General features: G+C 42.2%; 27 protein-coding genes. 10 read left to right on the top strand and 17 right to left on the bottom strand.

Annotated features, from left to right (window positions below; all coding sequences use genetic code 11):
* Positions 1 to 6: 6 nt before the first annotated feature.
* The 4 genes from OIZ54_RS17885 to lexA form a co-directional block, all read right to left on the bottom strand.
* Positions 7 to 537: a cytochrome c oxidase assembly protein gene (locus tag OIZ54_RS17885; protein WP_004588216.1), complete on the bottom strand. Its 531-nt coding sequence runs from the start codon at positions 535 to 537 to the stop codon at positions 7 to 9.
* Positions 537 to 2,129, bottom strand: a complete 1,593-nt coding sequence (ctaD, locus tag OIZ54_RS17880) for a cytochrome c oxidase subunit I (protein WP_096042455.1) — start codon at positions 2,127 to 2,129, stop codon at positions 537 to 539. The genes OIZ54_RS17885 and ctaD overlap by 1 nt, the downstream gene beginning before the upstream one ends.
* Entirely contained in the window at positions 2,129 to 3,265 is a 1,137-nt protein-coding gene (gene coxB / locus OIZ54_RS17875; protein ID WP_264390968.1) for a cytochrome c oxidase subunit II, read from the bottom strand. The genes ctaD and coxB overlap by 1 nt, the downstream gene beginning before the upstream one ends.
* Before the next feature lie 472 nt (positions 3,266 to 3,737).
* Entirely contained in the window at positions 3,738 to 4,355 is a 618-nt protein-coding gene (lexA, locus tag OIZ54_RS17870) for a transcriptional repressor LexA (RefSeq protein WP_004588213.1), read from the bottom strand.
* 177 nt (positions 4,356 to 4,532) lie between these two features.
* Between lexA and OIZ54_RS17865 the strand changes: the two genes are divergently transcribed.
* Entirely contained in the window at positions 4,533 to 4,973 is a 441-nt protein-coding gene (locus OIZ54_RS17865; RefSeq protein WP_004589367.1) for a PaaI family thioesterase, read from the top strand.
* Positions 4,974 to 4,983: 10 nt separating this feature from the next.
* Here the strand turns inward: OIZ54_RS17865 and OIZ54_RS17860 are convergent, their stop codons facing one another.
* The gene (locus tag OIZ54_RS17860; RefSeq protein ID WP_004589368.1) at positions 4,984 to 5,364 is read right to left on the bottom strand and encodes a hypothetical protein; all 381 of its coding nucleotides are present in this window, start codon (positions 5,362 to 5,364) and stop codon (positions 4,984 to 4,986) included.
* Between the two features lie 231 nt (positions 5,365 to 5,595).
* On the opposite strand from OIZ54_RS17860, the gene OIZ54_RS17855 reads away from it, so the two are divergent.
* The gene (locus OIZ54_RS17855) at positions 5,596 to 5,847 is read left to right on the top strand and encodes a Rho termination factor N-terminal domain-containing protein (RefSeq protein ID WP_029773325.1); all 252 of its coding nucleotides are present in this window, start codon (positions 5,596 to 5,598) and stop codon (positions 5,845 to 5,847) included.
* A 143-nt stretch (positions 5,848 to 5,990) separates the two neighbouring features.
* Positions 5,991 to 6,707, top strand: a complete 717-nt coding sequence (locus OIZ54_RS17850; protein ID WP_121638119.1) for a hypothetical protein — start codon at positions 5,991 to 5,993, stop codon at positions 6,705 to 6,707.
* On the opposite strand, the gene OIZ54_RS17845 is transcribed toward OIZ54_RS17850, so the two are convergent.
* Positions 6,682 to 7,032, bottom strand: a complete 351-nt coding sequence (locus tag OIZ54_RS17845; RefSeq protein WP_264390965.1) for a VOC family protein — start codon at positions 7,030 to 7,032, stop codon at positions 6,682 to 6,684. The two genes, OIZ54_RS17850 and OIZ54_RS17845, sit on opposite strands and share 26 nt — an antisense overlap.
* 126 nt (positions 7,033 to 7,158) lie before the next feature.
* Here OIZ54_RS17845 and OIZ54_RS17840 point away from each other — a divergent pair, with 126 nt between their 5' ends.
* From OIZ54_RS17840 to OIZ54_RS17830, 3 genes are all read left to right on the top strand, one after another.
* Positions 7,159 to 7,818 carry an endonuclease gene (locus OIZ54_RS17840; RefSeq protein ID WP_256851684.1) on the top strand — a complete coding sequence of 220 codons (660 nt, stop codon included), beginning with the start codon at positions 7,159 to 7,161 and terminating at the stop codon, positions 7,816 to 7,818.
* A gap of 108 nt (positions 7,819 to 7,926) precedes the next feature.
* Positions 7,927 to 9,546, top strand: a complete 1,620-nt coding sequence (locus tag OIZ54_RS17835) for a S41 family peptidase (RefSeq protein ID WP_248451803.1) — start codon at positions 7,927 to 7,929, stop codon at positions 9,544 to 9,546.
* On the top strand, positions 9,546 to 9,914 hold the full coding sequence (locus OIZ54_RS17830) for a hypothetical protein (RefSeq protein WP_004589374.1): 369 nt from the start codon (positions 9,546 to 9,548) through the stop codon (positions 9,912 to 9,914). Before OIZ54_RS17835 ends, OIZ54_RS17830 begins: the two co-directional genes overlap by 1 nt.
* A gap of 60 nt (positions 9,915 to 9,974) precedes the next feature.
* Here OIZ54_RS17830 and hmpA read toward each other — a convergent pair whose 3' ends face one another.
* Genes hmpA through OIZ54_RS17815 form a run of 3 tightly spaced genes read right to left on the bottom strand, consistent with a single transcriptional unit; the run spans position 9,975 to position 12,678 of the window.
* Positions 9,975 to 11,156 (bottom strand): NO-inducible flavohemoprotein, encoded by a 1,182-nt coding sequence (gene hmpA, locus OIZ54_RS17825; protein ID WP_264390964.1) that lies wholly within the window; start codon positions 11,154 to 11,156, stop codon positions 9,975 to 9,977.
* Positions 11,157 to 11,176: 20 nt separating this feature from the next.
* Positions 11,177 to 12,409: an NnrS family protein gene (locus tag OIZ54_RS17820; protein ID WP_264390963.1), complete on the bottom strand. Its 1,233-nt coding sequence runs from the start codon at positions 12,407 to 12,409 to the stop codon at positions 11,177 to 11,179.
* A complete protein-coding gene (locus OIZ54_RS17815; RefSeq protein WP_264390962.1) occupies positions 12,409 to 12,678 on the bottom strand; it encodes a hypothetical protein in 270 nt (89 codons plus the stop codon). Before OIZ54_RS17815 ends, OIZ54_RS17820 begins: the two co-directional genes overlap by 1 nt.
* A gap of 160 nt (positions 12,679 to 12,838) precedes the next feature.
* On the opposite strand from OIZ54_RS17815, the gene norR reads away from it, so the two are divergent.
* The gene (gene norR, locus OIZ54_RS17810; RefSeq protein ID WP_264390961.1) at positions 12,839 to 14,395 is read left to right on the top strand and encodes a nitric oxide reductase transcriptional regulator NorR; all 1,557 of its coding nucleotides are present in this window, start codon (positions 12,839 to 12,841) and stop codon (positions 14,393 to 14,395) included.
* Here norR and OIZ54_RS17805 read toward each other — a convergent pair.
* The gene (locus OIZ54_RS17805) at positions 14,388 to 15,287 is read right to left on the bottom strand and encodes a LysR family transcriptional regulator (RefSeq protein WP_264390960.1); all 900 of its coding nucleotides are present in this window, start codon (positions 15,285 to 15,287) and stop codon (positions 14,388 to 14,390) included. The genes norR and OIZ54_RS17805 overlap by 8 nt on opposite strands.
* A 117-nt stretch (positions 15,288 to 15,404) precedes the next feature.
* Between OIZ54_RS17805 and OIZ54_RS17800 the strand changes: the two genes are divergently transcribed.
* Positions 15,405 to 15,971: an NADPH-dependent FMN reductase gene (locus tag OIZ54_RS17800; protein WP_029773331.1), complete on the top strand. Its 567-nt coding sequence runs from the start codon at positions 15,405 to 15,407 to the stop codon at positions 15,969 to 15,971.
* A gap of 3 nt (positions 15,972 to 15,974) precedes the next feature.
* Here OIZ54_RS17800 and OIZ54_RS17795 read toward each other — a convergent pair whose 3' ends face one another.
* Complete coding sequence (locus tag OIZ54_RS17795; protein WP_024033928.1) at positions 15,975 to 16,418, bottom strand: TerB family tellurite resistance protein; 444 nt, start codon at positions 16,416 to 16,418, stop codon at positions 15,975 to 15,977.
* A gap of 98 nt (positions 16,419 to 16,516) precedes the next feature.
* Between OIZ54_RS17795 and OIZ54_RS17790 the strand changes: the two genes are divergently transcribed.
* Entirely contained in the window at positions 16,517 to 16,891 is a 375-nt protein-coding gene (locus OIZ54_RS17790) for a hypothetical protein (RefSeq protein ID WP_004589382.1), read from the top strand.
* A gap of 1 nt (position 16,892) precedes the next feature.
* Here the strand turns inward: OIZ54_RS17790 and OIZ54_RS17785 are convergent, their stop codons facing one another.
* Positions 16,893 to 17,486, bottom strand: coding sequence for a hypothetical protein (locus tag OIZ54_RS17785; RefSeq protein WP_029773333.1), 594 nt, complete (start codon positions 17,484 to 17,486; stop codon positions 16,893 to 16,895).
* Between the two features lie 43 nt (positions 17,487 to 17,529).
* On the bottom strand, positions 17,530 to 18,516 hold the full coding sequence (locus OIZ54_RS17780) for a hypothetical protein (protein ID WP_264390959.1): 987 nt from the start codon (positions 18,514 to 18,516) through the stop codon (positions 17,530 to 17,532).
* A gap of 340 nt (positions 18,517 to 18,856) precedes the next feature.
* Between OIZ54_RS17780 and OIZ54_RS17775 the strand changes: the two genes are divergently transcribed.
* Complete coding sequence (locus OIZ54_RS17775; RefSeq protein ID WP_024033931.1) at positions 18,857 to 20,368, top strand: DUF3360 family protein; 1,512 nt, start codon at positions 18,857 to 18,859, stop codon at positions 20,366 to 20,368.
* A gap of 83 nt (positions 20,369 to 20,451) precedes the next feature.
* Here the strand turns inward: OIZ54_RS17775 and leuD are convergent, their stop codons facing one another.
* The 4 genes from leuD to leuA are packed head-to-tail and all read right to left on the bottom strand — an operon-like array spanning position 20,452 to position 25,132.
* On the bottom strand, positions 20,452 to 21,051 hold the full coding sequence (leuD, locus tag OIZ54_RS17770) for a 3-isopropylmalate dehydratase small subunit (protein WP_004589386.1): 600 nt from the start codon (positions 21,049 to 21,051) through the stop codon (positions 20,452 to 20,454).
* A complete protein-coding gene (leuC, locus tag OIZ54_RS17765) occupies positions 21,051 to 22,451 on the bottom strand; it encodes a 3-isopropylmalate dehydratase large subunit (protein ID WP_024033932.1) in 1,401 nt (466 codons plus the stop codon). The genes leuD and leuC overlap by 1 nt, the downstream gene beginning before the upstream one ends.
* Positions 22,452 to 22,505: 54 nt before the next feature.
* On the bottom strand, positions 22,506 to 23,582 hold the full coding sequence (leuB, locus tag OIZ54_RS17760) for a 3-isopropylmalate dehydrogenase (protein WP_264390956.1): 1,077 nt from the start codon (positions 23,580 to 23,582) through the stop codon (positions 22,506 to 22,508).
* Positions 23,579 to 25,132, bottom strand: coding sequence for a 2-isopropylmalate synthase (gene leuA / locus OIZ54_RS17755; RefSeq protein ID WP_004589389.1), 1,554 nt, complete (start codon positions 25,130 to 25,132; stop codon positions 23,579 to 23,581). Before leuA ends, leuB begins: the two co-directional genes overlap by 4 nt.
* Positions 25,133 to 25,272: the final 140 nt, after the last annotated feature.

The raw sequence follows: 25,272 nt of genomic DNA, 5'->3' as shown, positions 1-25,272 counted from the left end.
TGCAGGCTAGTTATTACTTGCTACTAGCTGCTCACTAATATCAAATACGGTGTACGATAAAGTTAGCTCTTCTACATCGCTCGGCAGTGCGGTATCAACATAAAAAAGCAGCTTAAACTCAAGCTCTTCACCCGCTTTTAGGGGTTGTTGATCAAAGCAAAAGCACGCTATTTTATGTAAGTACTTGGCTGCCTTTCCGGGCGATACAGAAGGTACCGCTTGCATTACTTTATCAATATCACTGGTGTTTTTTGCGCTAAACATTACCTCTCGCATGGCACCTGGTTTCACATCAACACTGTATTCTTTAGATTTAACAATAAACGGCGCACCACTTTGCGCATGGGTTGTAAAGCTCACACCTATTTCTCGATTTTGTGCAACCTGTGTACTTTGTTTAGCTTGCTCAAGTGATGGCTTGCCATTAAGCCCAGTTATGTCGCAAAACACGTCATATAAGGGCACTAAGGCAAATGCAAAAGCAAACATACCTATACAAATAAGAATTAGGCGCTTTAATAGCGGTGCATGTGTCATTATTTAATTTCCGGCGGCGTAGAAAAAGTATGATACGGCGCAGGAGAGTCCACTTCCCACTCTAAACCTTCAGCACCATCCCATACTTTTGCAGGGACTTTATCGCCCCCTCTGGCACATTTAATTAACACCGCCACAAAGAGTAACTGCGATAAACCAAAGGCAAACCCACCTATGCTTATGATTGCGTTAAAATCAGCAAACTGCAGGGCGTAATCGGGAATACGGCGCGGCATACCTGCCAGCCCTACAAAATGCATAGGGAAAAACAATACATTTACGCTTACCAGCGATAACCAAAAATGCCACTTAGCCAAGGCAATGTTGTACATGTTGCCCGTCCACTTAGGCAGCCAATAATAAGCCCCCGCCATAATCGAAAATATTGCCCCCGTAACTAACACGTAATGAAAGTGCGCCACCACAAAGTAAGTATCGTGATACTGAAAATCAGCAGGCGTTATAGCCAACATCAGCCCCGAAAAGCCCCCTAAAGTAAACAGCACAATAAAGGCAATACTAAATAGCATGGGCACTTCAAAACTTATTGACCCTCGCCACATAGTGGCTACCCAGTTAAATACTTTTACCCCTGTAGGCACCGATATCAGCATGGTCGCGTACATAAAAAATAGCTCGCCAGCAACGGGCATACCGGTCGTAAACATATGATGCGCCCACACAATAAAGCTCAGTAATGCAATAGAGGAGGTTGCGTAAACCATTGAGGCATAACCAAATAGTTTTTTACGTGAGAATGTAGGCACTATGGTCGAAATAATACCAAAGGCGGGTAAAATCATGATGTACACTTCGGGATGACCAAAAAACCAAAATATGTGCTGAAACATCACCGGATCGCCGCCACCTGCCGCATCAAAAAAGCTGGTTCCAAAGTATTTATCGGTGAGCACCATAGTGACCGCTCCGGCCAATACGGGCATAACAGCAATTAATAAAAATGCGGTTATTAGCCATGTCCAAACAAATAATGGTAGTTTCATCCATGTCATGCCTGGGGCCCGTAAATTAACAATGGTCACAATTACGTTTATTGCGCCCATAATTGAGCTAATCCCCATAATGTGCACTGCAAACACAAACATTGCAGTGTTGTCGTTACTGTACGTTGTTGAAAGCGGCGCATAGAACGTCCAGCCAAATGCGGGGCCGCCTCCAGGCATTAATAACGAGGCCAATAAAATTAAAAAAGCGAAGGGTAAAATCCAAAAGCTCCAGTTGTTCATTCTGGGCAGTGCCATATCTGGCGCGCCAATCATGAGCGGTACCATCCAGTTAGCAAGCCCTGTAAAGGCTGGCATTACAGCACCAAACACCATAATTAAACCGTGTACTGTGGTCATTTGGTTAAAAAAGTGTGGGTCTACCAATTGTAATCCTGGCTGAAATAACTCAGCCCGAATAACCATGGCCATTGCACCGCCAATTAAAAACATAGTCAGCGAAAAAATTAAGTACATGCTGCCAATATCTTTATGGTTTGTTGTGTATAACCAACGTTTAAAACCTTTGGCTGGGTGGTGGCCGTGGTGAGCGTCATTGGCGTTAGGTTGTTCTACTATGCTACTCATTAGTTCGCCTCCGCATCAAGTGCTGCCTGAATTTCACTAGGTTGGATGACATCACCCGTTTCATTACCCCACGCATTACGTTTATAGGTAATTACCGCTGCAAGTTGTTTAATTGAGAGCTGCTTTGCAAATGCTTGCATTGCAGTTCCTGGGCGGCCATGAATCACTACATCAATGTGATCTTTTATATCACCCAAAACAATGGGGCTGCCTTTTAGCGCAGGAAATACGCCCGGTAAGCCCATACCTGTGGGTTGATGACACGCAGCGCAACTTGCCATATACACTTGCTCACCTAGTGTCATTAGCTCTTCTTTAGGAATTGTTGTCTCAAGCAGTGCTGCATCAGCAAGTGCGGCTTTTTGCTTAGCTTGCTTAGCATCTGCAAGCCATGCGTTAAAGTCCTCTTGCGATTTAGCTTCAACCACCACGGGCATAAAACCATGATCTTTACCGCACAGCTCTGCACACTGTCCTCGGTAAATACCTTCTTCGTTAATGTTGGTCCACGTTTCGTTGATAAACCCCGGATTGGCATCTTTTTTAACGGCAAAATCGGGTACCCACCAAGAGTGAATAACATCATCAGAGGTCATTAAAAAACGCACCTTTTGATTAATTGGCAGTACTAAAGGTTTATCAACCTCAAGTAAGTAATTAGGGTTTTTATTAGTAAGGTTGGCTATTTCGTCTTGAGGGGTAGATAAAATAGAGTAAAACTCTACGTCTTCGCCCATGTATTCATAATGCCACTTCCACTGTGACCCTGTAATTTTAATGGTTAAATCGGCCTTACTGGCATCTTCCATCGCAATGAGGGTTTTAGTGGCAGGGATTGCCATGGCAATTAAAATAACAAACGGAATGGCAGTCCAAAGAATTTCTACTTTGGTACTTTCATGAAATTGGGCAGGAACTGCCCCTTTAGATTTACGGTGATGAATCAGTGCCCAAAACATTATTGCGAACACTATCACCCCAATCACACAACATATTAAAAATATGGTCATGTGTAGCTGATATACATTATTACTTATATCGGTTACGCCCTTGCGCATATTGTATTGGCTATTAGCCAGCACTTGCTGCGGGAACATAATCAACACAAGCCACAAGGTAGAGGTCAGTTTACCCATGTGACGGCTCCTTTGATGCTATTGCGAATGCAAAGCGAAGAGGCATACGGCTTAAACGCCAATTCGTTATTTTTATTTTTTAACCAATCTTATTTTTGATTGGTATCGCTAGGACAACAAAAGGTTTGTGTATATTGTGTGTTCTCATAACTAAAAAGCTGTGAGTTATTGTTAGTCCAGCACATTAATGATTAGCTAAAAAACGTACAACAAGCAAGTTTTAGTATAAAAAACAATCAAGTGATATTTTAAGATTGACTAAATGACGGCGTATTAAATTGTTATTTAACAGCCAAGACACGAGCAAAATTAAGGGATGTAACACGCTTAGGGAGATAAAAGTATGAGTGAAAAAAAGTTTACAGCCTAAATAATTTTAGGGCGCTTTGAGATGGTGGAAGGTCTGTTTTTAAAACAAAAATGCACACTTAAAAGTGCGCATTTATAAATATTACTTAAAAATAGTTAAAAATTACATCCAGTCGGCATTTCTTATTACGCCAACAGCTAACCCTTCAATATTAAAAGATTCGTTTTCAAGGTCTACTTCAATTGGCGTAAACTCTTCGTTTTCGGCGTGTAATAATACTTTTCGGCCTGCTTTTTCTAGGCGTTTTACGGTTACGTCTTCATCTACTCGTGCAACCACAACTTGGCCGTTTTCTGCAGTTTGAGTACGGTGTACGGCAAGTAAGTCGCCATCCATAATACCTATATCTTTCATACTCATGCCGTTAACACGCAGTAAAAAGTCGGCGGCTGGTTTAAACATAAGTGGGTCTATTTTACAGTGACTCTCAACATGTTCTTGCGCCAAAATAGGCGAACCCGCTGCAACTCTACCTATTAATGGTAGCCCTAGTTGCTCAGGCTCTTCTTCTTCAACCAATTGAATACCACGGCTTGCGCCTGGTTTCATTTTAATAACACCTTTTTTGGCAAGCGCTTTTAAGTGCTCTTCTGCGGCATTGGCACTTTTAAAACCGAGTGTTTGCGCAATTTCGGCACGTGTAGGAGGCATACCAGTGTCTTTAATAAAAACTTTTATTAGTTCGAGTATTTGAGCTTGGCGTTTAGTTAATGGTCGCATACAACTGGTTTTCCATACAGTACATTTAACTGTGAGTATATACAGTTAAATAAAAATCGCAAATTTAAATTGTGCTTTAAAATAGCTAAATACACCGCGCCTGGATAAATTTTAGGTAATTACAGACGTTCAGTATTTAAAATGCTATAAATTTGCTTTCAATATAAAGGAGTAATTATGAGTATTTGGCATCAACCCATCACATTAGAGCTTTGCAAACAGTTAGATGAGGGAATAAACGGCCAAGGCACGCTAATGAAAACCATGGGCATAGAAATAACCGAAATAGGAGATGATTACCTAGTGGCTACCATGCCTGCTATTCCTGAGCATCATAATCCTATTGGTATGGTACATGGTGGCGCAAATGTGGTACTTGCCGAAACCGTAGCAAGCTACGCCGCTAACTTTGTCGTGGACTTTACAAAATTTTATTGTGTTGGACAGGAAATTAGCGCCAGCCACTTAAAGGCCTCTCGAAATGGCACTTTAACCGCCGTTACTCGTGCATTTCATATTGGTAAGCGCAGTTCTGTATGGGAAATAAAAATAACCAATAGCCGCGGCGAGCTTTGCTGCGTATCAAAAATGACCGCAGCGGTTGTCGAGCGCAAATAATTAACTATGGCTACTTTTCGATAGGGTAAATCGTTATTTCCATACCAGCGCCAATGGCAGATATACGTAGCAATGTATCTGCATGTAGAGCTTGGTTAAAACACTTAGGCGACGTGCCCGACTCAAAGCCTATATCAAACGTTCTGCGCGAACAGCTTAGCCACTGTTTAAGCGCATTACGTGAACACGACTCTATTAATTCACATAAGTGGTTGATTGCTTTGTCTGGCGTGGTTATATCACCTGAGGCTTCAATACGCGCCAATTGACGATATTCGTCTTTGTCATAATGCAAAACCATCGCGTTTTTCTTTAAGTCTGCCACTAGGGCGCTAATATCTTGTTTAGACTCAAGCTCTAGATCTACATTTAAAAATTGAATTTCCGACATTGTCTGCTTTTTACCCTCTTATAGTTTCATCGCAAACTTTAACGCAGTTTTACTTTTATACCAAATCAACAAAGCGCTAAACATGGCTTTATTCATAGAAAATACCTGTTTAAACGCCATTGGCACCTAATTTGCCTTATAAAACGAGTTAGGCTAGTTACGCTTAATTTTACCGTTTATGTATGAAAGTTATACACACACTGTGTAATTAAACGCTTCAGGAGGACAATTATGGTAGATCATGGCCCGCAAATTAAAAACGACGATCAGTACGATGCGCTTCGAGATGAAGGCATGAGCAAACAAAAAGCCGCGCGCATTGCTAATAGCAATACTCATAAAACCGCAGTTAAAGGCGGCAAAGCCTCAAAGTATGAGCAGCGCACTAAAAAGCAGCTGTACAATAAAGCTAAAGAGCTCGGCATTAGCGGCCGCTCTAAAATGAGTAAACAAGGGCTAATAAATGCCTTACGTGAGCATTAAACACAGCCTCACTGATTTTTTACCGCTCCTTTTTATTATTTTTATAAAGTTAGAGTAAGCTTATGAATAACTGCGACAAAATGCCGCAGTAAAAGCATGGGCTGCTGTAATACACTAACGCTAAAAATAATAAGAAGCACAAAATGAGAAAACAACTATTTAAGCGCGCTCGAAAACTACATAAGTGGCTAGGCTATTTACTTGCCTTACAAATTTTAGCTTGGCTGTTAGGCGGCTTAGTAATGAGCGCGATACCACTTGAATACGTACACGGTAAGCACCTTGCTAAGCGCACACTTACAAACCCATTTACTCAAGCAGACTACCCTACATCACTCGATAATATTACTGCCCAAGTGCCTAACCCCACGCAAATAGTGTTTGAGCACTTTTTAACGACCCCGCTTATTACTGTTATTAATACTGACGAGCAGCAAAGCTTTAATGGTTTAACGGGCCGCCCTTTTCAGCCACCTACTAAAATACAAATTACCGCTAATGCACAAGCGCATTTACTCATCGACGCTAAGCCAATTAGCACAACGCTTTTAAAACAAGGCACTCGAGAGGTGGGATACAAAACAAATGTGTGGCAAGTACAATTTAACGACACCTTTAATACCACGCTGTATTTAAATGCAATTAACGGCAAAGTTATCACCGTTCGCAGCACACTATGGCGCATATTCGACTTTTTTTGGATGCTACACATAATGGATTACGACGAGCGAGAAGATTTTAACAACCCGCTTCTCATCAGTTTTGCAGCCACCAGCGTACTATTTTGTTTATGCGGTATTATTTTATTAATACAAAACGTTAGGCTAAAAAAACTTACACGTGTTGGTCAATCAAAATAGGGTTGCCGTCTGGGTCGGTCATAATAAAACTTTTATCACCCACAGGCTCAACCTGGATATGAGCGCTTTGAAAATATTCGCTAAGCGTATCAACATCCTTAAACTCTGTAACGGTTTGTGCGTTTTGATCCCAGCCAGGATTGAAGGTCAGCATGTTTTTATCAAACATACCCGAGAACAAGCCAATTAAATGCTCACCGTTTTTCATCACTAGCCAGTTTTGCTCTATCTCACCTGCAAACTCGCTAAAGCCCAGCTTTTCGTAAAACGCTTTTGAGGCTCTAATATCTTTAACCGTTAAACTTATTGAAAAAGCACCTAGCATAGTCATCTCCTCGCTATTTTTTATATCAGTATAGAGTGTACTAAGCATTGCGGATTAAAATTTGTTCAGGCTTTATCTTTTAGCAGCAAAACTTTAGACTAGCGCCTCCTGTAGTTCACGTATGTGATGGATATGCTTAAATTTATTTTGGCCTTTGTGGCTTGTTGTATTTGTTTTTCTGCATCGAGTGAAGAATTTACCCGTTTTTCAACGGCTAAAAGGCACTTAATTAAAACCCTACCCGAAAACGCCAAAAGCCTTTACTGCGGCTGCGACATTAAAAAACAAGGTAAAAAGCTAATCCCCGACCCTAGCAACTGTGGTTATATTCCACGTAATACGTTAACTTCCTCTGGCAAGGTTAATGTACGTGCACTGCGTATAGAGTGGGAGCATATAGTGCCGGCGTGGGAATTTGGTCACCAGCTACAATGCTGGCAAAACGGTGGTCGTAAAAACTGTCGAAAGGTCAGTGCTAAATTTAGAAAGATGGAAGCCGATATAAACAATTTAGCCCCCGCAATTGGCGAAATTAACGCAGATCGTTCTAACTATCGCTTTGGTATGCTTAGCGAAAACGCTACCCAATATGGCCGCTGCCAAGTAAAGGTTAACTTTAAACAACGCGTTGTAGAGCCTCCTTTTTATGCCCGTAAGCGCATTGCCGACACCTACGCCTATATGCAAAAAACATACGGCTTAAAAATATCAGCTAAACAACAAAAGCTATTTGATGCCTGGCAAAAACAAGCATTTGCAGATAAAAGCAGCGCAAGTAAGCTGTAGCACACCTAAATGTATACACTCATTTACATAATTTAGAACCTAATACGTTGAATAAATGAGCGGGTGTTGTAGTATTTTAAACAACTTATTTACAAAAAGTAGTTTTGTATGTTTAAAAATAATAAAGCAACACTCGCTATTATTGCTGCACTTTCAAGCCTAACGCTTGTGGGCTGTGGCGGTGGTAGCAGCATGAATGAAACGCCCGACCCAGTCGTCACACCTCCTGCTAGTTCAGCCCCAACTTGGACGGCAGGTGTATTTGAGCCATCGGAGGAGTTAAAAAACTTTTGCGAAAACCCACGCACAGGTAACGATCCGTTTAATAATAATGAGCCTTACCCAGACCAAGCCGGTTCGGCCCTTTACGAAAAGCTTTGGCTTCGCTCGTGGAGCGACGAAACCTACCTTTGGTATGATGAAATAGCCGATAACGACCCTGAAAACTTTGCTACAGTGGCCGATTATTTTGCCCAACTAAAAACCGAAGAACTAACCGACTCTGGTGCTAAAAAAGATAATTTTCATTTTTCAGAGCCTTCTGAGGACTACTTTCAAGAAGCGCAATCAGGTGTAACCTCAGGCTATGGTATAAATTGGGCATTTATTGGCGACCCAGCTGATAGAATTTTACGTGTTGCCTATCTAGAAGACGACTCACCAGCAAGCCAAATTGGTTTTCAACGTGGCGATACTGTACTTGAAGTTGATGGCGTAAGCATTAATACCAGCACACAAGCAGGCGTAGATACCTTAAACGAAGGATTATTTAGCCCCACTAATGGCGACTCGCACACCATCGTTGTGCGCAGTAACGATGGCGCTGAAAAAACCTTTAACGTAACTGCCGGCAACATAGAGCAAACACCTGTACAAAACGTAAAAACCATTACTACTGCAAATGGCACTAGCGTAGGGTACATGCAGTTTAATAGCCATATAGGTATTGCCCAAGAAGGCTTAATTGCTGCAGTTAATAAATTTAAAACCGATAACGTAGAAGAGCTTGTTATCGACTTTAGATATAACGGAGGCGGTTTATTAGCGCTTTCTTCGCAGCTGGCTTACATGGTGGCGGGCAGCGCCAACATTCAAAACCGGATTTATTACCAAACTCAGCAAAACGATAAACAACCGGTAGAGTCGCCTTTTCCATTTATAGATGAAGAAATTGATTACTCAACTTTTTTTAGCACTGGCGAAAGCCTCCCCGATTTAAACCTATCTAAGGTGTATGTGCTTAGTACATCGGGTACGTGTTCAGCCTCAGAAGCCTTTATTAATGGCTTAAAAGGCATTGACGCCGAGGTAGTGCTCATTGGCGACACAACCTGCGGTAAACCATACGGTTTTACCCCAACACATAACTGTGGCACCACCTATTACACCATTCAATTTAGCGGTATTAACAGTAAAGGGTTTGGTGAATATGCAGCAGGCTTTACGCCAACGCCTACACCACAGTTTGATGCTGATGTAAAAGGCTGTGTAGTCAGTGACGACTTTGATAATCAACTAGGCGATCCAAACGAAGGGATGCTCTCTACTGCGCTTTATCATATTGATAATAACGGCACGTGCCCTGTTAGCACCGCCTCTGCAAGTATTAAAACGCAAGTACAAAGCGCTGCTGGCGATAGCAAGCAGCTATTACCTTTAAACGCACCTAATAACGTTAACCGTGGCAATATGGATTTAACCTGGCCTACGTTAAATAAGGATAAGTAATGGCTAAACTACTGGCAATATTAACCTTATTATTTATTGGAGGCTGTAACAGTATGAGTAATGCCACTGCTAAGCCTGCACTACTTACCGAGGTAAACCCAGGCGTTATAGCCACGCTCCAGCAAGCGATTATAAAAGCAAAGGGCGGCACACTAGTTACACTGGCCGACACCGTTTTTACTAAACGCAGCGAGTTATTACTAAGCCATGGAAATAGTAAAGACTCTAATGGTATGCCCATAATGGGCGCGCATAATATCAAGCCAGAAAAGTTTGTTTTACAAATAATCGGCAAGCAGTGCGTGCTTTATTATCCTAAAAAAGATATGTCTATTGAGCTTAAAAACGTAAGTTGTAAAGCACAATAAAATACTATTAAAAAGGCACACAGCATTAATACTGTGTGCCTTTATCGTTTTTCACTTGGTTTATAAGTCTTGATGCGGACCAAACACTTCGTAATGAATATGCTCGTTTTTAACACCTAGTGCCAGTAACTGGCTTTTCACAAACGCCATAAACCCAGCGGGGCCACATAAGTAAAAATTACCATTTGTAAGAGGTAGCTGTGTTTTTATGGCAGTTAAGTCCATTAACCCTGTAAAATCAGCCCCTTCACTACTTTGATTAAACCACGTAATAGTTTGCAAGCTGTTATAAGCCGTACTTAATTCATTTAAATAGTGTGCAAACGAGTGCTGCTGCGTATTTTCGCACGCATGTAAATACATAATATTTTGCTTAGGGTTATCGCTTAATAGCGTTTCGAGCATCGCAAGCATTGGGGTTTGCCCTACACCTGCTGAAATAAGCACTGTAGGTTGAGTACTATTTCGTAAAAAGAAATCACCTGCAGGCGGGTACAGTTCAACTACGTCGCCTTGAGCTAGTGAGTGTAAATAATTAGACACCATGCCAGGCTTTGGCTGTAGCTCTTTTTTAACGCTAATACGGTAGTTTTTACCGTTACTTTTTTGCGAAATAGAATACTGGCGAATTTCTTCATATTCAGCGCCCTCTGGCTTAACTTTAATACCTAAATATTGGCCAGGTTTATGGGTAATAACCGCTTCGCCATCAACCGGCGTAAGTGTAAAGCTTGTTACTAGCTCAGATTCAACTTGCTTGTTGGTTATTTCAAATTGGCGAGTACCGGCCCAACCACCCAGTGTGTTTTTACTGTGTTCATACAAAGCCGCTTCTTCGGTAATACAAATATCAGCAAGCAGTGCGTAAGCTTCACGCCATGCGTATTCTACATCTGGCGTAAACTGCTCTGGTATTAGCTCTTTTAAGGTGCCAATTAAGTGAGCACCAACAATGGGGTAGTGCTCTGGTAAAATATTTAAACTGGTGTGCTTATGGTTAATGCGCGCTAATGCCTCTTTTAACACCGCTAAGTTATCAATATTTTGGGCGTATGCCGCTAAGGCGTTAAACAAAGCAAATTGCTGGCGGCCAGTGTCTTGATTCGCCATATTAAAAATATTTTTAAGCTCTGGATTATGGCTAAACAAACGCTTATAAAAATGATCGGTAACAACCGTGCCGGCTTGCGCTAATAACGGAACGGTGCTTTTAACAATCTCAATGGTTTTATCAGATAACATAATGTATTCCTGTAGGTAAACTAACCACGACGCCCATCAACACGACGGCGCATTAATATAGGTGTGCAGTAAATTAAAAATAATAAAAAAGCCATTAACCACAGCAAGGCACTGATCTGCCAGGCAAAGTGTGGCCCAATAATTAAGGGGAGTATGGAGCGAGTAATAGCTGCCACCAGCACAAGCGCAAAAGCAACAGATATATATTTAGGTGTATTAAGGGTACGCCCTGTATGCCCAAGCGATACACGGGTCATCATGGCTAAAATCATCATCCCTATTGTGCCAATAGTGATAAGGTGGAGCGCATCTTTAAAATGTATTACGCTTGTGTAAAAGCTAAATGCAATCATCATTAAGCCAACACCTAAAGCAAGATAAGAAAAATGCAAAGACCATAATAAAGGCACTTTTAGCACTTTTGCGTCCCACCAAAACCCAGATCGAATTAAGTGAAGCGCAGCCACTATTGCAACAATAAATGCAGGGCTAATTGAGCTTAAAAATAACTTGCTGATAAAAAATAAAGTAATTGCCAATATTGATAAATACAGTAGCGCTTTATCAATTTTAGGAGTGCGTGTTTGCTCGCTAAGCAATAAACCTTTAGCAGTAAAAAAGGGAAGTACCCGCCCTGCAACAATGCCGACCAGTAAACTGACAACCAGTACCGCAGTGTCAACCACAGCTAATGCAAGCTGCTTGTTGTTATTTAAAACAAGGAGTAAATAAAGTGTATTGAGGACGCACAACACGCTTAAAATAGCTAAAAACTGATAGTTATTTTTACTGCGTGCTGTAAATAGCATATTAGCCAGTGCCGTAATTGCACCTACCCACCATGCTAGCTGTAGCAAAATGACAAGCCATAAATTAGCGTTAGCAAAATTTGGCATCTCTATAAAAAACGCTAAACGCGCACTTACCCATATTAAAGTAAGTAGCATAAGTGCTTTGCCACTTATACTTCCAACGCCCGTCCATGTTTGTGCCGCCGTAAGTAAAAAACCTACAGCAACCACTCCTGCAAAGCCAAACAGCATTTCATGCGCGTGCCAAAGTGTAGCCGGTATGGTTAAGTGCCAACTAGCATAGCCCGTTAAAATAAGTAGCCAATACCCTATCGATAAAAATGCCAGCAAACCGCCGGCTAAAAAGTAGGGTCTAAATGCAAGCATCCATAACGGCCATTTTGTTACTTGATGAATAGCTATGTGCGCTGGCATTGGCTCTGCTAAATTTAGTGGGCGCATTAGCGTACTTCCTGCCCTAAACCATATTGCGCAACACAACGCAGCACATAACTAACTTTTAAAATAGCTGCCACTACAATCGTACTAATATGCGCTGATATTTGTACCTGCATCGAATAGTGCTCTGCGTACGGGTAACTAATTAAAATACTCACAACCATACAAATAGCGCTAAGCCCTAATACTGCATTAGCAGTAAATAATAGCGATTTAAAAAATGCGCCTAACTCAACCTGGTTGTTTACATTATTTAGTGTAAGTGTGTTCATAACTACCTCAGTAACCATTAACGTTACTTAGCTATTACACATAGTGTGCCAATAAAATAAGACATTAATATTCAGCAAGTTAAATATAAACACTTTACAAATTGAGTCTTTATGACACACTCTAATTTAAATCATAAAAACACAAATAGGTCATTTTGACATGAACCAGCAATTCAACCTTACCCAAGTGGCTTTAGAGCTTGCCCAAAGCACGCTGCACGAGCACAGCTTTGATCAATTATTGGCAACGGTTGAACGTGTAATACCTAGCGATGCCAGTGCGTTACTTGTTGTGCAGGGCGAGCAACTTAAACCCTTAGCCATCAAAGGTCTGATGCCCGACAGCCTTGGCAGACGCTTTAAAATAGCAGAGCACCCTCGATTAGCGGCCATTTGTAGTGCAAGCCACGCATTACAGTTTGCACACGACTGCCCCCTGCCCGACCCATACGACGGCCTACTGCTGGCCAAAACGGGCGATATTCCTGTGCATGCTTGCTTAGGTTTACCCCTTTACGATAAAAGCACTTTGCTAGGCGTGCTTACATTCGATAGCTTAAACGCAAATGCCTTTTGCAGTATTAGCGCAGATACGCTCAGCACATTACAAACGCTGTGTAGTGCACATTTTAAAACGGCTCTGGAGCTTGCCCACTACAAACACCATGCACAGCATTCAAACGCCCTTGTGCAAGAGTTAACGCGTGATGCGCTTACTCGCGATGGCGGCGAAATTATTGGCCAAAGCCCAGTAATGCAAACGCTTAAAAATGAAATAAAACTCGTAGCGGCCTCTAATTTTAGTGTATTGGTGTTAGGAGAAACGGGCGTAGGAAAAGAGCTAGTAGCGCATAATATTCACTTAAATTCTGCCCGAAAAGATCAACCGCTGATTCACTTAAATTGTGCTTCACTCCCCGAAAACCTTGCAGAGAGTGAGTTTTTTGGCCACGCCAAAGGCTCATTTACTGGCGCACAAAATGCCCGCCAAGGTAAGTTTCAGCTAGCTGATGGCGGCACGTTATTTTTAGACGAAATTGGCGAGCTACCATTGGCTATGCAAAGCAAATTATTGCGTGTGTTGCAAAGTGGTGAAATACAAACAGTAGGAGAAGACACGCCAAAATATGTGGATGTAAGGGTAATAGCAGCCACTAATCGTGATTTAAAACATGAGGTAGCACAAGGTCGCTTTAGAGCCGATTTATATCACCGGCTAAGTGTTTACCCTATTACCGTGCCGCCACTTAATAAACGCGAGCACGACATAACTTTACTGGCTGGTTATTTTATTGAACAAACTGCCCGTAAATTAGGTATTAAACAATTAAAGCTAAGCACTGAAGCGCAAGTATTGCTCAACCAATACAGTTGGCCTGGTAATGTACGCGAGCTTGAGCATGTTATTAGCCGCAGCGCATTAAAAGCTAAGCAAAGCCAGTGGCAAAACCCAATAATAACAATTACAAGCGAGCACTGCGATTTAACCCCACAGCTAAGTAATACAGTACAAGTTAACACGCAAAAAACCATTCACACTGCCTGGAATCAGCCCTTAAAACAGGCCGTTGAATCTTTGCAATTTACGGTTATTACCGAGCAATTAAAACAGCATAATTATAATTGGGCAGCTACTGCACGAACCCTTGAACTCGACAGAGCCAACCTAGTTAGGCTTGCCAAACGCTTAGGCATTAAAGTTAAAAAAACTATTTAACGTGTGGCATGTTACTAAAGTAGGTTTTTAATAACGCAGCAAAGGCTTGCACTTTGGCCGTGCGGTGTACTAAATGGTGAGTAACCAACCAAGAGTCAAACTCCCAATGTAATTTGTCGTGCAATATAGGCACTACGTCGGGGTTATTTTCTATCGCGCTTTGATGCAACCCCCCTATGCCTAAGCCTTTAATAACCGCGCGCGCCGCTTCTGAGGTTTCTGATACTCTTAATTTAATTTGCGACTGAGGAATAAACTCATCAACCCAGCTAAAGTACGGTACACGCGCATTAAACCCCGCAATACCCGATATAAAATTATGCTGCTTTAAGTCATCTAAGGTTTTTGGCATGCCGTGTTTAGCAATATAACGTTTGTGGGCATATAGGCCGGCCGATAGCTTAGCTAAGTGCTGCGCTATATAGTCGCCTTCATCAGGTTTGGGGCCTACACGTATTGCTATATGAGCTTGTCCGTGGTCAAGCCTTAAGCGCTTTTGCTCTAAAATCACTTCTAGCTGCACTTGCGGATGCAATGTTTGAAATTGCTCACACACGTTGCTTAGCATATCCATAAAACCACTTACGGTAGTCAGTAACAAGCTCCCTCTGAGCTCACTATCGGCTGCGGCAATGGCATTATGTAAACCTTCGAGTGAGTTATCTATTGCTTGTGCGGTTTCAAATAATTTTGCCCCGCTTTCGGTTACTTTATATCCGCGCGCATGGCGATGAAATAACCGTACATTTAAGTTTTTCTCTAAGTTATTTATGCGCCTCAACGCTGTGCTATGGTGCACACTTAGTGCCTCTGCTGCGGCGGTCAAAGTACCTAGCCTTGCCACTTCAAAGGCAACTTTTACGTCTTGCCAGTCGTCAAATTTTATTGCCACGCTACCCGCCTTCTACTTATGTGCATATACGCACATAAGTGTTGCGTTTATTCGGGTTTTCTACAAGCAAAAATTTGCTACATTAGTGTCATACCCAACCAATAAAAGGTCTAAATTATGTCAGCACCAAAAATTATCGCGCTCGCGGGTAGCCTGCGTAAAGACAGCTTTAACCAAAAACTTATTAACGAAGCAGCTCGTTTTGCTCTGCAAACCGGTGCTGAAGTGGAAGTAATTACACTCGCTGAGTTAAATTTGCCATTATTTAGCGAAGACATTGAAGCGCAAGGCACACCCACCGATGCCCAACTATTAAAAGATAAACTGCGTAATGCTGATGGTATTTTACTAGCAAGCCCAGAGTACAACGGCTCAATTACTGCTGCGCTTAAAAATGCAATTGATTGGGCATCGCGAACTGAGCAAGGCGCAGTCCCCGCATTTCGCAACAAAGTAGTGGCGTTATTTGCTACATCACCGGGCGGTTTGGGTGGGCTGCGCGGCTTAAACCATGTACGCGATATTTTAAGCGGGATTGGCTCGTTAGTACTTGCCGATCAGCTCGCTATCCCATCAGCATTTACTGTATTTGACGAAGACGGAAAAATTAGCGACCCTACCACAGCAGAAAAAGTTAGCGTATTAACGCAGCAGCTCGTTTCTGTTGCTAGTAAATTAAGCTAATTTTTACGATTGTGTCGCTGCTAATTTAGCAGCGATAAAATCGGTGTGCGCTACATATAAAAGCCCAGCCACTTTGCGTATTACATACTCTTCTTGAGGATCTATCTCTCCATCGGCATACGCCAATCGCCATAATAGCTCAATTATTTCAATGCGCTGCGCCGCACTGCAGTGATCGTTAATCTGCTTAGAAAATTGAAAGTAATCAATAGCCCCATCTAAGCTACCAGCGGCATTGTTGGTGAGCTCATCAACTTCCGATTCTGTTAAATTAAAGTATTTTTTTAAGGTTACAGTCAGGGTGTGTTGTTCATTATGGTCGAGCTTAGAATCAGCACGCATTACTTCAATAAGCAGCGCAGCAACCGCTGTTTTTAGATCATGCTGCTCTATGCTTGGCTGTTGCTCGTCAAAAGCGGCAAACAGTTGTTTTATTTGTTTGAACATCACATATTCTCTTTTTGGGTGTTAGACTTAACTTAAATACATCGCACTTAATGCTTTATTAATGGGCATTAAGTTCGCAAATTAAAGGATACATTTTTATGAAAGGCTTATACACACCGCATTTAGTTGTTGGCGCTGCATTGCTAGCCTTTTCTGGTATAGGGAGCGCCTTTGCAGAGGTGGGCGAAAAAGAAAAGTCATACGACTTTGATAACAAGGTACATTACTACCAAACCAAAATTGGTGAAGACAACTATAAAATAGAAATACAATCAGACGACTACAAACATTTTGCTAATCAAAGTATGTTTTTACTGCGCCACGCAGACAGATTATGCCGCGGCAGAACCTTTATGTTAAAAGTGCTTGAAGGCGTGCAAGAGTACGAACGTTTTCCTACTAAACCACGCGCTTATCAACCACCATTAAACGTTTTACTACAATGTGACGCACCCGAGAAAAAAGAAAAATAGTTTATTTTTCGTAGCCCCACGGCGCTGCTGGTGGAGTAATTGGTTTAGTTAAATCAAAGTCCACCTTAAACTCGCGCCCTTGGCGAATTAACCGATACGTAAATACTTCAGGATAAATATACATTTGCCATGTATTACCTGCCGACTGCGCTATCCCTTGTGCTACAAATAACTCTTTAGAGTATTGATCGGCCGGGAAAGACTGCATTTGTGCAAAACCCGCATCAAGAGTATGACCGCCATACATAGTTGAAGCATCGTCGCTGCCATCTTCATGGCGATGATCATGCTTTAAGCTCAAACCACTGCCCGTTTTAGTAATGATCCATGTACGCGATGCATCATCTCCCACATGAAATGGTACTTGTAGCTCGCTATCTGTGCATTTACGAACATGCATAATTAGTTTTTTATTCTCAAATGAGCTTGGGCCTTTTGCGTTATCTACGCTTACTTTGCCCTCAAACGCTTTACCACAATGCGCAGCTATATTATTAAAAAACGCATCGTGTGTTGGTATAGATACCAAAGGCGCAGGACGCGCGATAGCCGCTGATGAGGCAAGTAATAACGTTGCTGCCGTTAATAATTTCATAAAGTACTCTTATAATAGTTTTTTAATACCATAGCGGTTTAAGTTAATAATGGGAAATAGCTGCGACAAGTGGCTTTTCTGCTCTGTTTTTCATTAATGTTAAAAGTGAATAATGGAAGTCTTGAAAAATCACCTCACCCCATATTCGCGAATAAACACCAAAATTTGTATTATCTTGCACAGTCGTTTTTAAAGTTAAAATCGTATTGCCGCTTTTATCTTCACTTAACGCATACCCACCATAAAGAGGTGAAAAGTATTCGCCGCCTAGTTTTACGTGTTTATCGAGTGCATCATCGGGAATAGCATCAGGGTCTATCTCAAATCTATAAAGCATCTGTTTATTTGGCTGCCAATCCGTAATCACTTCTTTAAATGCAACTCCTTTTTGCCATTTACTCGTTCTAACAGCCCCAACCCCCGTAGCATTCATATTTGCCTCTAAAGGTTTAGGTACACCTATTAATTGGGTAAGCGAAAATGGCAATTCTTGTGGCTCTATGGTGCTTACATTTGCAAGCTGCTGCCAAACACGGTTTATAGGCGCTTCAATAACTATAGAGTTGGTGACTTCGTACGTTTTTGATAAGTGTAAATAATTTACCTCAATAGGTGAGAGCAATACAGGAAGCAAAACTATTGAAAGTAAAGGCCTGTTAGCGTTTTTTGTTTGGCGGTTTTTAATAAAGCCTGCCAGTAAACCACCCATACTTGCAAAGAGCATAAAGGCAGGCAAAGCCATTGCCACACAAATACTGCCTTCAAGCAGTGTAATAACGCTTACAAGTAAAAAAACAAAAATTGGCTGCCAAGCAATTGTCACCATTTGCCTTTTAGTTAATGTATTTGAGCTTTTAAATTCAAAATGAATACGAATATAGCCAATTGCAACGGGCACTAAAAACATAAATGAAATAGATACAAGGCTACTTAAATTATAAGTATCAAGCAGCTCCACAAACAGCCGCATAAATATGCCGTAAAGCGTACCAAGTAAAATACCAATTGATTTAGGAGATTGAATTTGCATTGTATTTCTTATTATTTGAGTAACCATTGAACCTAGCAGATGCGCTATTTCAGTTCAATTAAAATACATAAACCACTGCTTAGACTAAAGGATAACAGCCTTTTTTTTACAATGTTTCACCAAATTAGAACACATAAAAAACAAATCAACACACTGATTTTAAACAAAATATACTTTACATTTAAGAATACCAACACAATGATTTAGCATAAAATAAAGCCATACACGACCTTTTGCCTATACATTCCTGAGTAAAAGCTGATCTACTCTGCTCCTTCACTATTCATTTGCTTTAACAAAAGCCGTATTAATAAATAAGCAACGAGTAACAGGAGGGACTATGTCAGTAACCCCAAAGGGTAACGAGCCAGAAAAAACAAGCGCATCCCACGTAGATGATGCCAACAGCTATCAAAATAAGCATAAAGCTAGTTCAGAGTTTAATACCCGCGACGAATACCTAGAGCACGAGCTGCAAATTATGCAGCCTAAGCGCTGGCGGCCTAATTTACCATTTAGAGACTACCGCTTTGAATTTGAAGACACGATTCCTGCCATGGCGGGCACCATTGGTAAAGTCGTTATGGTGGGTGCTATTGCCGCTACTTTTGCAGCGCCACTAGGTTTAAGCGATGCGTTTGTGTTAGAAAACGTACGCTATGAATTACTGATTGTTTCTATTTTTATTATTTTGTTTTCAGGCTTTATCTTACCTACCGCTAACTTAGCGGGTACTCATGGGCCACTTATTCCTCTTATCCCTATTGTGGTTGCCGCTGGCGGCCATCCTATGGCGTTTGGCTTACTGATTGGTGCCTTTGGCTTTATTTTAGCCATAACCAAAGGAGGGAGCTTGCTGGCACGCTTAACCAGTAAAGGTGTGTGCGGGGGCTTACTTATATATTTAGGCTTTATTGGCACAATTTCGCAGGTTAAAAAGCTGTTTGCATGGGCTGAGGCCATTGATATGGCGCACATTGCATTTATTGTTATTTTGGCGACCATTTTATTGTATGCGTTACTTGAGCACTTTAAAAAGCGCTGGTTGGCTGTGCCGCTTAGCTGCCTTATTGGCGGTGTGGTTGCATTTGCACTAGGTGCGCCGTTTGAATTTAATACTGCGCCGGGCTTACCAAATATGAACCCAGCTTATTGGTGGGGCGAAAACACAGGCTGGATGCTTGGCCTACCTACGCTTGAAAGCTTTGTGGTTGTGCTGCCGTTTGCGGTATTGGCTGTGGCTATGTGGTCACCGGATTTTTTAGGGCATCAAGTATTTCAAAAAATTAGTTACCCGCAACGCACTGAAAAAGTTCAAATGAACATAGACGACACCATGCTAAGCGCATCGGTTAGACAAACCTTTGGCTCGCTGGCCGGTGGTGCTAACTTTACCTCATCGTGGGGGACTTACATTGTCCCTGCCGCTATTGCTAAACGCCCTATTCCAGCAGGCGCCATTTTAACAGCCGTATTTTGTATTATTGCGGGTTTATGGGGCTACCCGATGGATTTAGCCATTTGGCAACCTGTGCTGTGTGTTGCGCTTATTGTAGGTGTGTTTATTCCGCTACTTGAGGCAGGTATGGAAATGACACGCGAAGGTAAAACAACGCAATCGGCCGCTATTGTTGTGTTTGCCTCAAGCTTGGTTAACCCTGCTTTTGGTTGGTCACTGACTATGCTGCTTGATAACTTAGGCTTAATTGGCTGTAAAGAGCGCAGTGCTAATTTAACTAAAATGAGCCGCTGGGTTATTCCGCTAATTATGTTTGTTATTTTAACTACCGTTATGGCTATTGTTGGTATGCTGCCAGGTATACCTGCGCTAATGGCAGATTTTAGACATTAATAATTAGAAAACTTAAACATAAAAAAAGCGCGGCTTATATACTCAGCCGCGCTTTGTTTTCATATGTAATTAATTGCTTTTCGTTACTGCCAAGGGCGCTCAGCAGCAAGTTGTTTTTCAAACGCATCAATTTGTGGATTTAGCGTTTCGGTCACACCAATAAAATCTAAGCCACTTAATAAACGCTCTTTTACGTCTTTACGAATATCAAAACTAATTGGCGCAAACTTATCGCTTGTTAGTGTTTGGTTTTCAAGATCGATTTGAATGTTTATATCGTCGTGCTGCTCGCTAAGTACAAACAATTGCTCAAGCGTATCAGCCGGCAGCGCAATGGCTAGCATTTGGTTGTTGCCACAGTTATTAAAGAAAATATCAGCAAAGCTTTCCGCTAAAATTACTTCAAAACCATATTGCTTAAGTGCCCACGGTGCATGCTCGCGTGATGAGCCACAACCAAAGTTGTCGCGGGTTAATAATATTTGCGCGCCTTGGTAGCATGGGCGATTTAAAATAAAATCAGGATTTGGTTCGCCGTTTTCTAGGTAACGCCAATCGTAAAACAGTGCTGCATCAAAACCATCACGGCTGGTTGATGTTAAAAACTGCTTTGGAATAATTTGGTCTGTATCTACATTGTTTTTATCAAGTGGGGCCATTAAGCCACTAAAAAATACGCTCATTAGGCTTCTCCTCTTATATCAACAAAGTGACCATGTATTGCAGCTGCGGCTGCCATTGCAGGGCTTACTAAGTGCGTACGCCCGCCACGGCCTTGGCGGCCTTCAAAGTTACGGTTAGACGTAGATGCACAGCGTTTGCCCGCTTCTAAGCGGTCGTCGTTCATTGCTAAACACATTGAACAGCCCGGCTCGCGCCACTCAAAACCTGCCGCTTTAAAAATATCGGCTAAGCCTTCGTCTTCGGCTTGCTTTTTAACAAGGCCAGAGCCCGGTACGATAAGTGCTTCAATGCCTGCGACTACTTGCTTCCCTTCAACAATTTTTGCCGCGGCACGTAAATCTTCGATACGACTATTTGTACATGAGCCAATAAAGACTGTATCTACTTTTGCGCTTGATAATTTATCGCCGGCTTTTAAGTCCATGTATCTAAGTGCGCTGCGTATAGCATCGGCTTTAATTAAATCTGGTTCTTGGTCAGGATCTGGTATGCATTCATCAACGCCAATTACTTGCTCTGGGCTTGTACCCCACGTAATTTGCGGCTGAATGTCGTCAGCTTCAAGCTCAACACTCAAGTCAAACTCTGCGCCTTCGTCTGATTTTAAGGTTTCCCAGTATTCAACTGCAGCGTCAAAGTCAGCGCCTTTAGGTGCAAATGGGCGACCTTTTAAGTAATCATACGTGATTTGATCTGGTGCTATTAAACCTGCTTTTGCACCCATTTCAATACTCATGTTACATAACGTCATGCGGGCTTCCATTGAAAGTGCTTCAATGCCTTCACCACAAAATTCAGCAACATAACCTGTACCGCCAGCTGTACCTAACTTACCAATAACCGCCATAATTAAATCTTTAGAGGTTACAGTTGGGCGAAGCACACCGTTAATTTGAATTTTTAACGATTTTGCCTTCTTTTGCTGTAGCGTTTGCGTTGCTAATACGTGCTCAACCTCAGACGTACCAATACCGTGCGCTAATGCGCCAAACGCGCCATGCGTAGAAGTATGGCTATCACCACATACAATGGTAGTGCCAGGCAGGGTAATACCTTGTTCAGGCCCCATTACATGCACTATGCCTTGGTTAATTGAGTTTAAATCGTAAAGTACAATGCCAAACTCTTTACAGTTAGCATCAAGTGCCATTAACTGGTTTTTAGATACTTCGCTTGCTGCATCAAGTGATCGGCTTTTAGTCGATACGTTATGATCCATTGTTGCAAAGGTTTTTTCTGGGCAACGTACCGTACGGTTTTTTTCACGTAGGCCTGCAAAAGCCTGTGGTGATGTCACCTCGTGTACTAAATGACGGTCAATATAAAGTAAATCAGTTTGCTCGTTTATGCTGGCAACGGTATGTGCTTGCCAAATTTTGTCGTATAACGTTTGGGCCACTTGCTAATTCCCTACTTTGTTAAGTCGCAGCATAACGGTGCTGCGATTTATATATTAAATACGTGAAACGATGGCAGCTGCCACATCGCTTGTGCTGTATCCACCTTGTGGGTAGATATCTGGCGTGCCAACGCCTGCTTCTACGGCTTCGGCTACGGCTTTTTCAATGGTGCGCGCTGCTTCGTCTTGCCCTAATGAGTAACGTAGCATAAGTGCAGCACTTAAAATTTGCGCAATCGGGTTTGCAACCCCTTTGCCAGCAATATCTGGCGCTGACCCACCGGCTGGTTCGTATAAACCAAAGCCCGATTGATTCAAGCTGGCCGATGGTAATAAGCCCATTGAGCCTGTGATCATCGCACACTCATCTGACAAAATATCACCAAATAAGTTATCGCAAAGTAGCACGTCAAACTGGCTAGGCTGTTTAACTAATTGCATAGCTGCGTTATCTACGTATATGTAATCTAGGCTGACTTCTGGGTAGTCTTTGCTTACTTCGGTAACTACTTCGCGCCATAATACGCTTGATGCAAGCACGTTTGCTTTATCAACCGAGGTTACATGGTTACTACGTAATTTTGCTGCCTCAAAGGCAAAACGGGCAATGCGTTCAATTTCTTTACGCGAGTAAGTTTGTGTATCAAATGCAGCTTCTTTAGCGCCTTCGCCGCTTCGGCCTTTTTCACCAAAGTAAATGCCGCCTGTAAGCTCGCGTACACATAAAATATCAAAGCCTTTTTCGCTAATATCTGCACGTAATGGCGATGCTGCGCTAAGCGCTGGTAAAAGTTGTGCTGGGCGTAAGTTACAAAACAAACCAAAGTGCTTACGAAGCGGTAAAAGCGATGCACGCTCAGGTTGCTCGTTAGGGGGTAGGTTTTCCCATTTTGGGCCACCTACTGAGCCAAATAAAATGGCATCGGCGTTTTCACACGCACTTAGCGTTTTTGGTGGTAATGCTTCACCAAATTCGTCAATGGCTGCGCCACCAATAGCATGATGCTGACGGTTCAGGGTAAAACCAAACTTATTGCTTACAGCATCAAGTACTTGCTCTGCTGCTGCCATTACTTCTGGGCCAATACCGTCGCCTGCTAATACGGCAACGCTGTAGTTTGTTTTACTCATCCTGCTTTCCTTTGTTGTTTTAAATCAGACACTTTTTGTGCACGATAAATTAAGTTGTAAACACGGATCATGGCGCGTACCGACGCCTCTACCACATCCGCAGCAATACCCGCACCGTGATAAGGGCGGCCATCGTATTTAGCAATAATGTTTACTTGACCAAGCGAGCTTGCGCCTTGACCAGTGGCTTCTAAATTGTATTCAATCATTTCAACGCTCATACCGGTTAAGCGCTCAATAGCCGCAAATGAGGCTTCAACAGGGCCATTACCTGTAGCAGCTTCTTGTTTTGCTTCGCCATCAATTAACATTCCAATGGTAGAGCTGGCTACCGACTGTGAGTTAGACGCTGAGTTTACAAACTCTAATTGGTATTTTTCGTCTTTGTCGTTAATTTGATTAAAGTAAATCATGGCTTCAAGGTCGTAATCGTATACGGTACCTTTTTGATCAGCTAACGCTAAAAAGCTCTCGTATAAGCTGTCCATATCGTAGTCAGCTTTTTGATAACCTAACTCTTCTAAGCGGTGCTCAATAACATGACGACCCGAACGCGAGGTCATATTTAATTGGTTATTTGGCACACCGACGCTTTCTGGCGACATAATCTCATAAGTATTTTGCGCTTTTAATACGCCATCTTGGTGAATGCCCGAGCTATGTGCAAAGGCGTTTTCGCCCACAATCGCTTTATTTGGCTGTACCGGCATATTGCATATTTTTGCCACTTGGCGAGATGCGCGATAAATTTCTTCGCTTTTAATATCGGTGTGTACGTTTAAGTGGTCTTTGCGCATTTTCATGATCATCGCCACTTCTTCAAGCGAGCAGTTACCCGCACGCTCACCAATACCATTTATTGTACATTCAATTTGGCGAGCACCGGCTTGTACCGCGGCTACCGAGTTAGCTACAGCTAAACCTAAATCGTTATGACAATGTACACTTAAACGCGCTTTATCTATATTTGGCACGTTATTCATTAAATGGCGGATCATTGCGGCGTATTCGTCTGGCGTTACAAAGCCAACGGTATCAGGTAAATTAATAGTAGAGGCACCGGCGTTAATTGCCTGCTCAACAATTTTACATAAATCCCAGTGTGGCGTACGCCCGGCATCTTCACACGAAAACTCAACATCATCAGTGTAGTTACGCGCTAATTTAATTGATTTAACCGCCATGGCCGTTGCATCGTCTAGGCTCATACGTAATTTGTGTTCAAGGTGCAAAGGGCTTGTGGCAATAAAAGTATGAATACGGCTTTGCTGTGCTGTGCGAAGCGCCTCACCACAGGCTTCAATGTCTTTTGCTACTGAACGTGCTAAACCACAAATAATTGGGCCTTTGACTTCGGTTGCAATACGTTGTACCGAGCGAAAATCAGCGGGGCTCGAAACCGGAAAACCCACTTCCATCACATCCACGTTCAAGCGGCTAATAGTATGCGCTAGCTGAATTTTATCGTCTTCTGTAAGGCTTGCTTTAAGTGCCTGCTCGCCATCACGTAAGGTGGTATCAAAAATCCATACTTTATCTTTGTCTTGCATAACTGCCCCTCATTCCTCTGTTACCCAAATTTCAATTTATCCCAGCCGCGAGATAATAAAAAACCCCGCAATTGCGGGGTTTTTAGTGTTTAACTCGATGCAAACACACTAATCCCCGCTCACTGACCATAGCAGTAAGA

It is taken from the genome of Pseudoalteromonas sp. A3 (assembly GCF_025942345.1).
Lineage (GTDB): Bacteria > Pseudomonadota > Gammaproteobacteria > Enterobacterales > Alteromonadaceae > Pseudoalteromonas > Pseudoalteromonas atlantica.
This window is presented reverse-complemented; position numbering and strand designations above follow the sequence as displayed.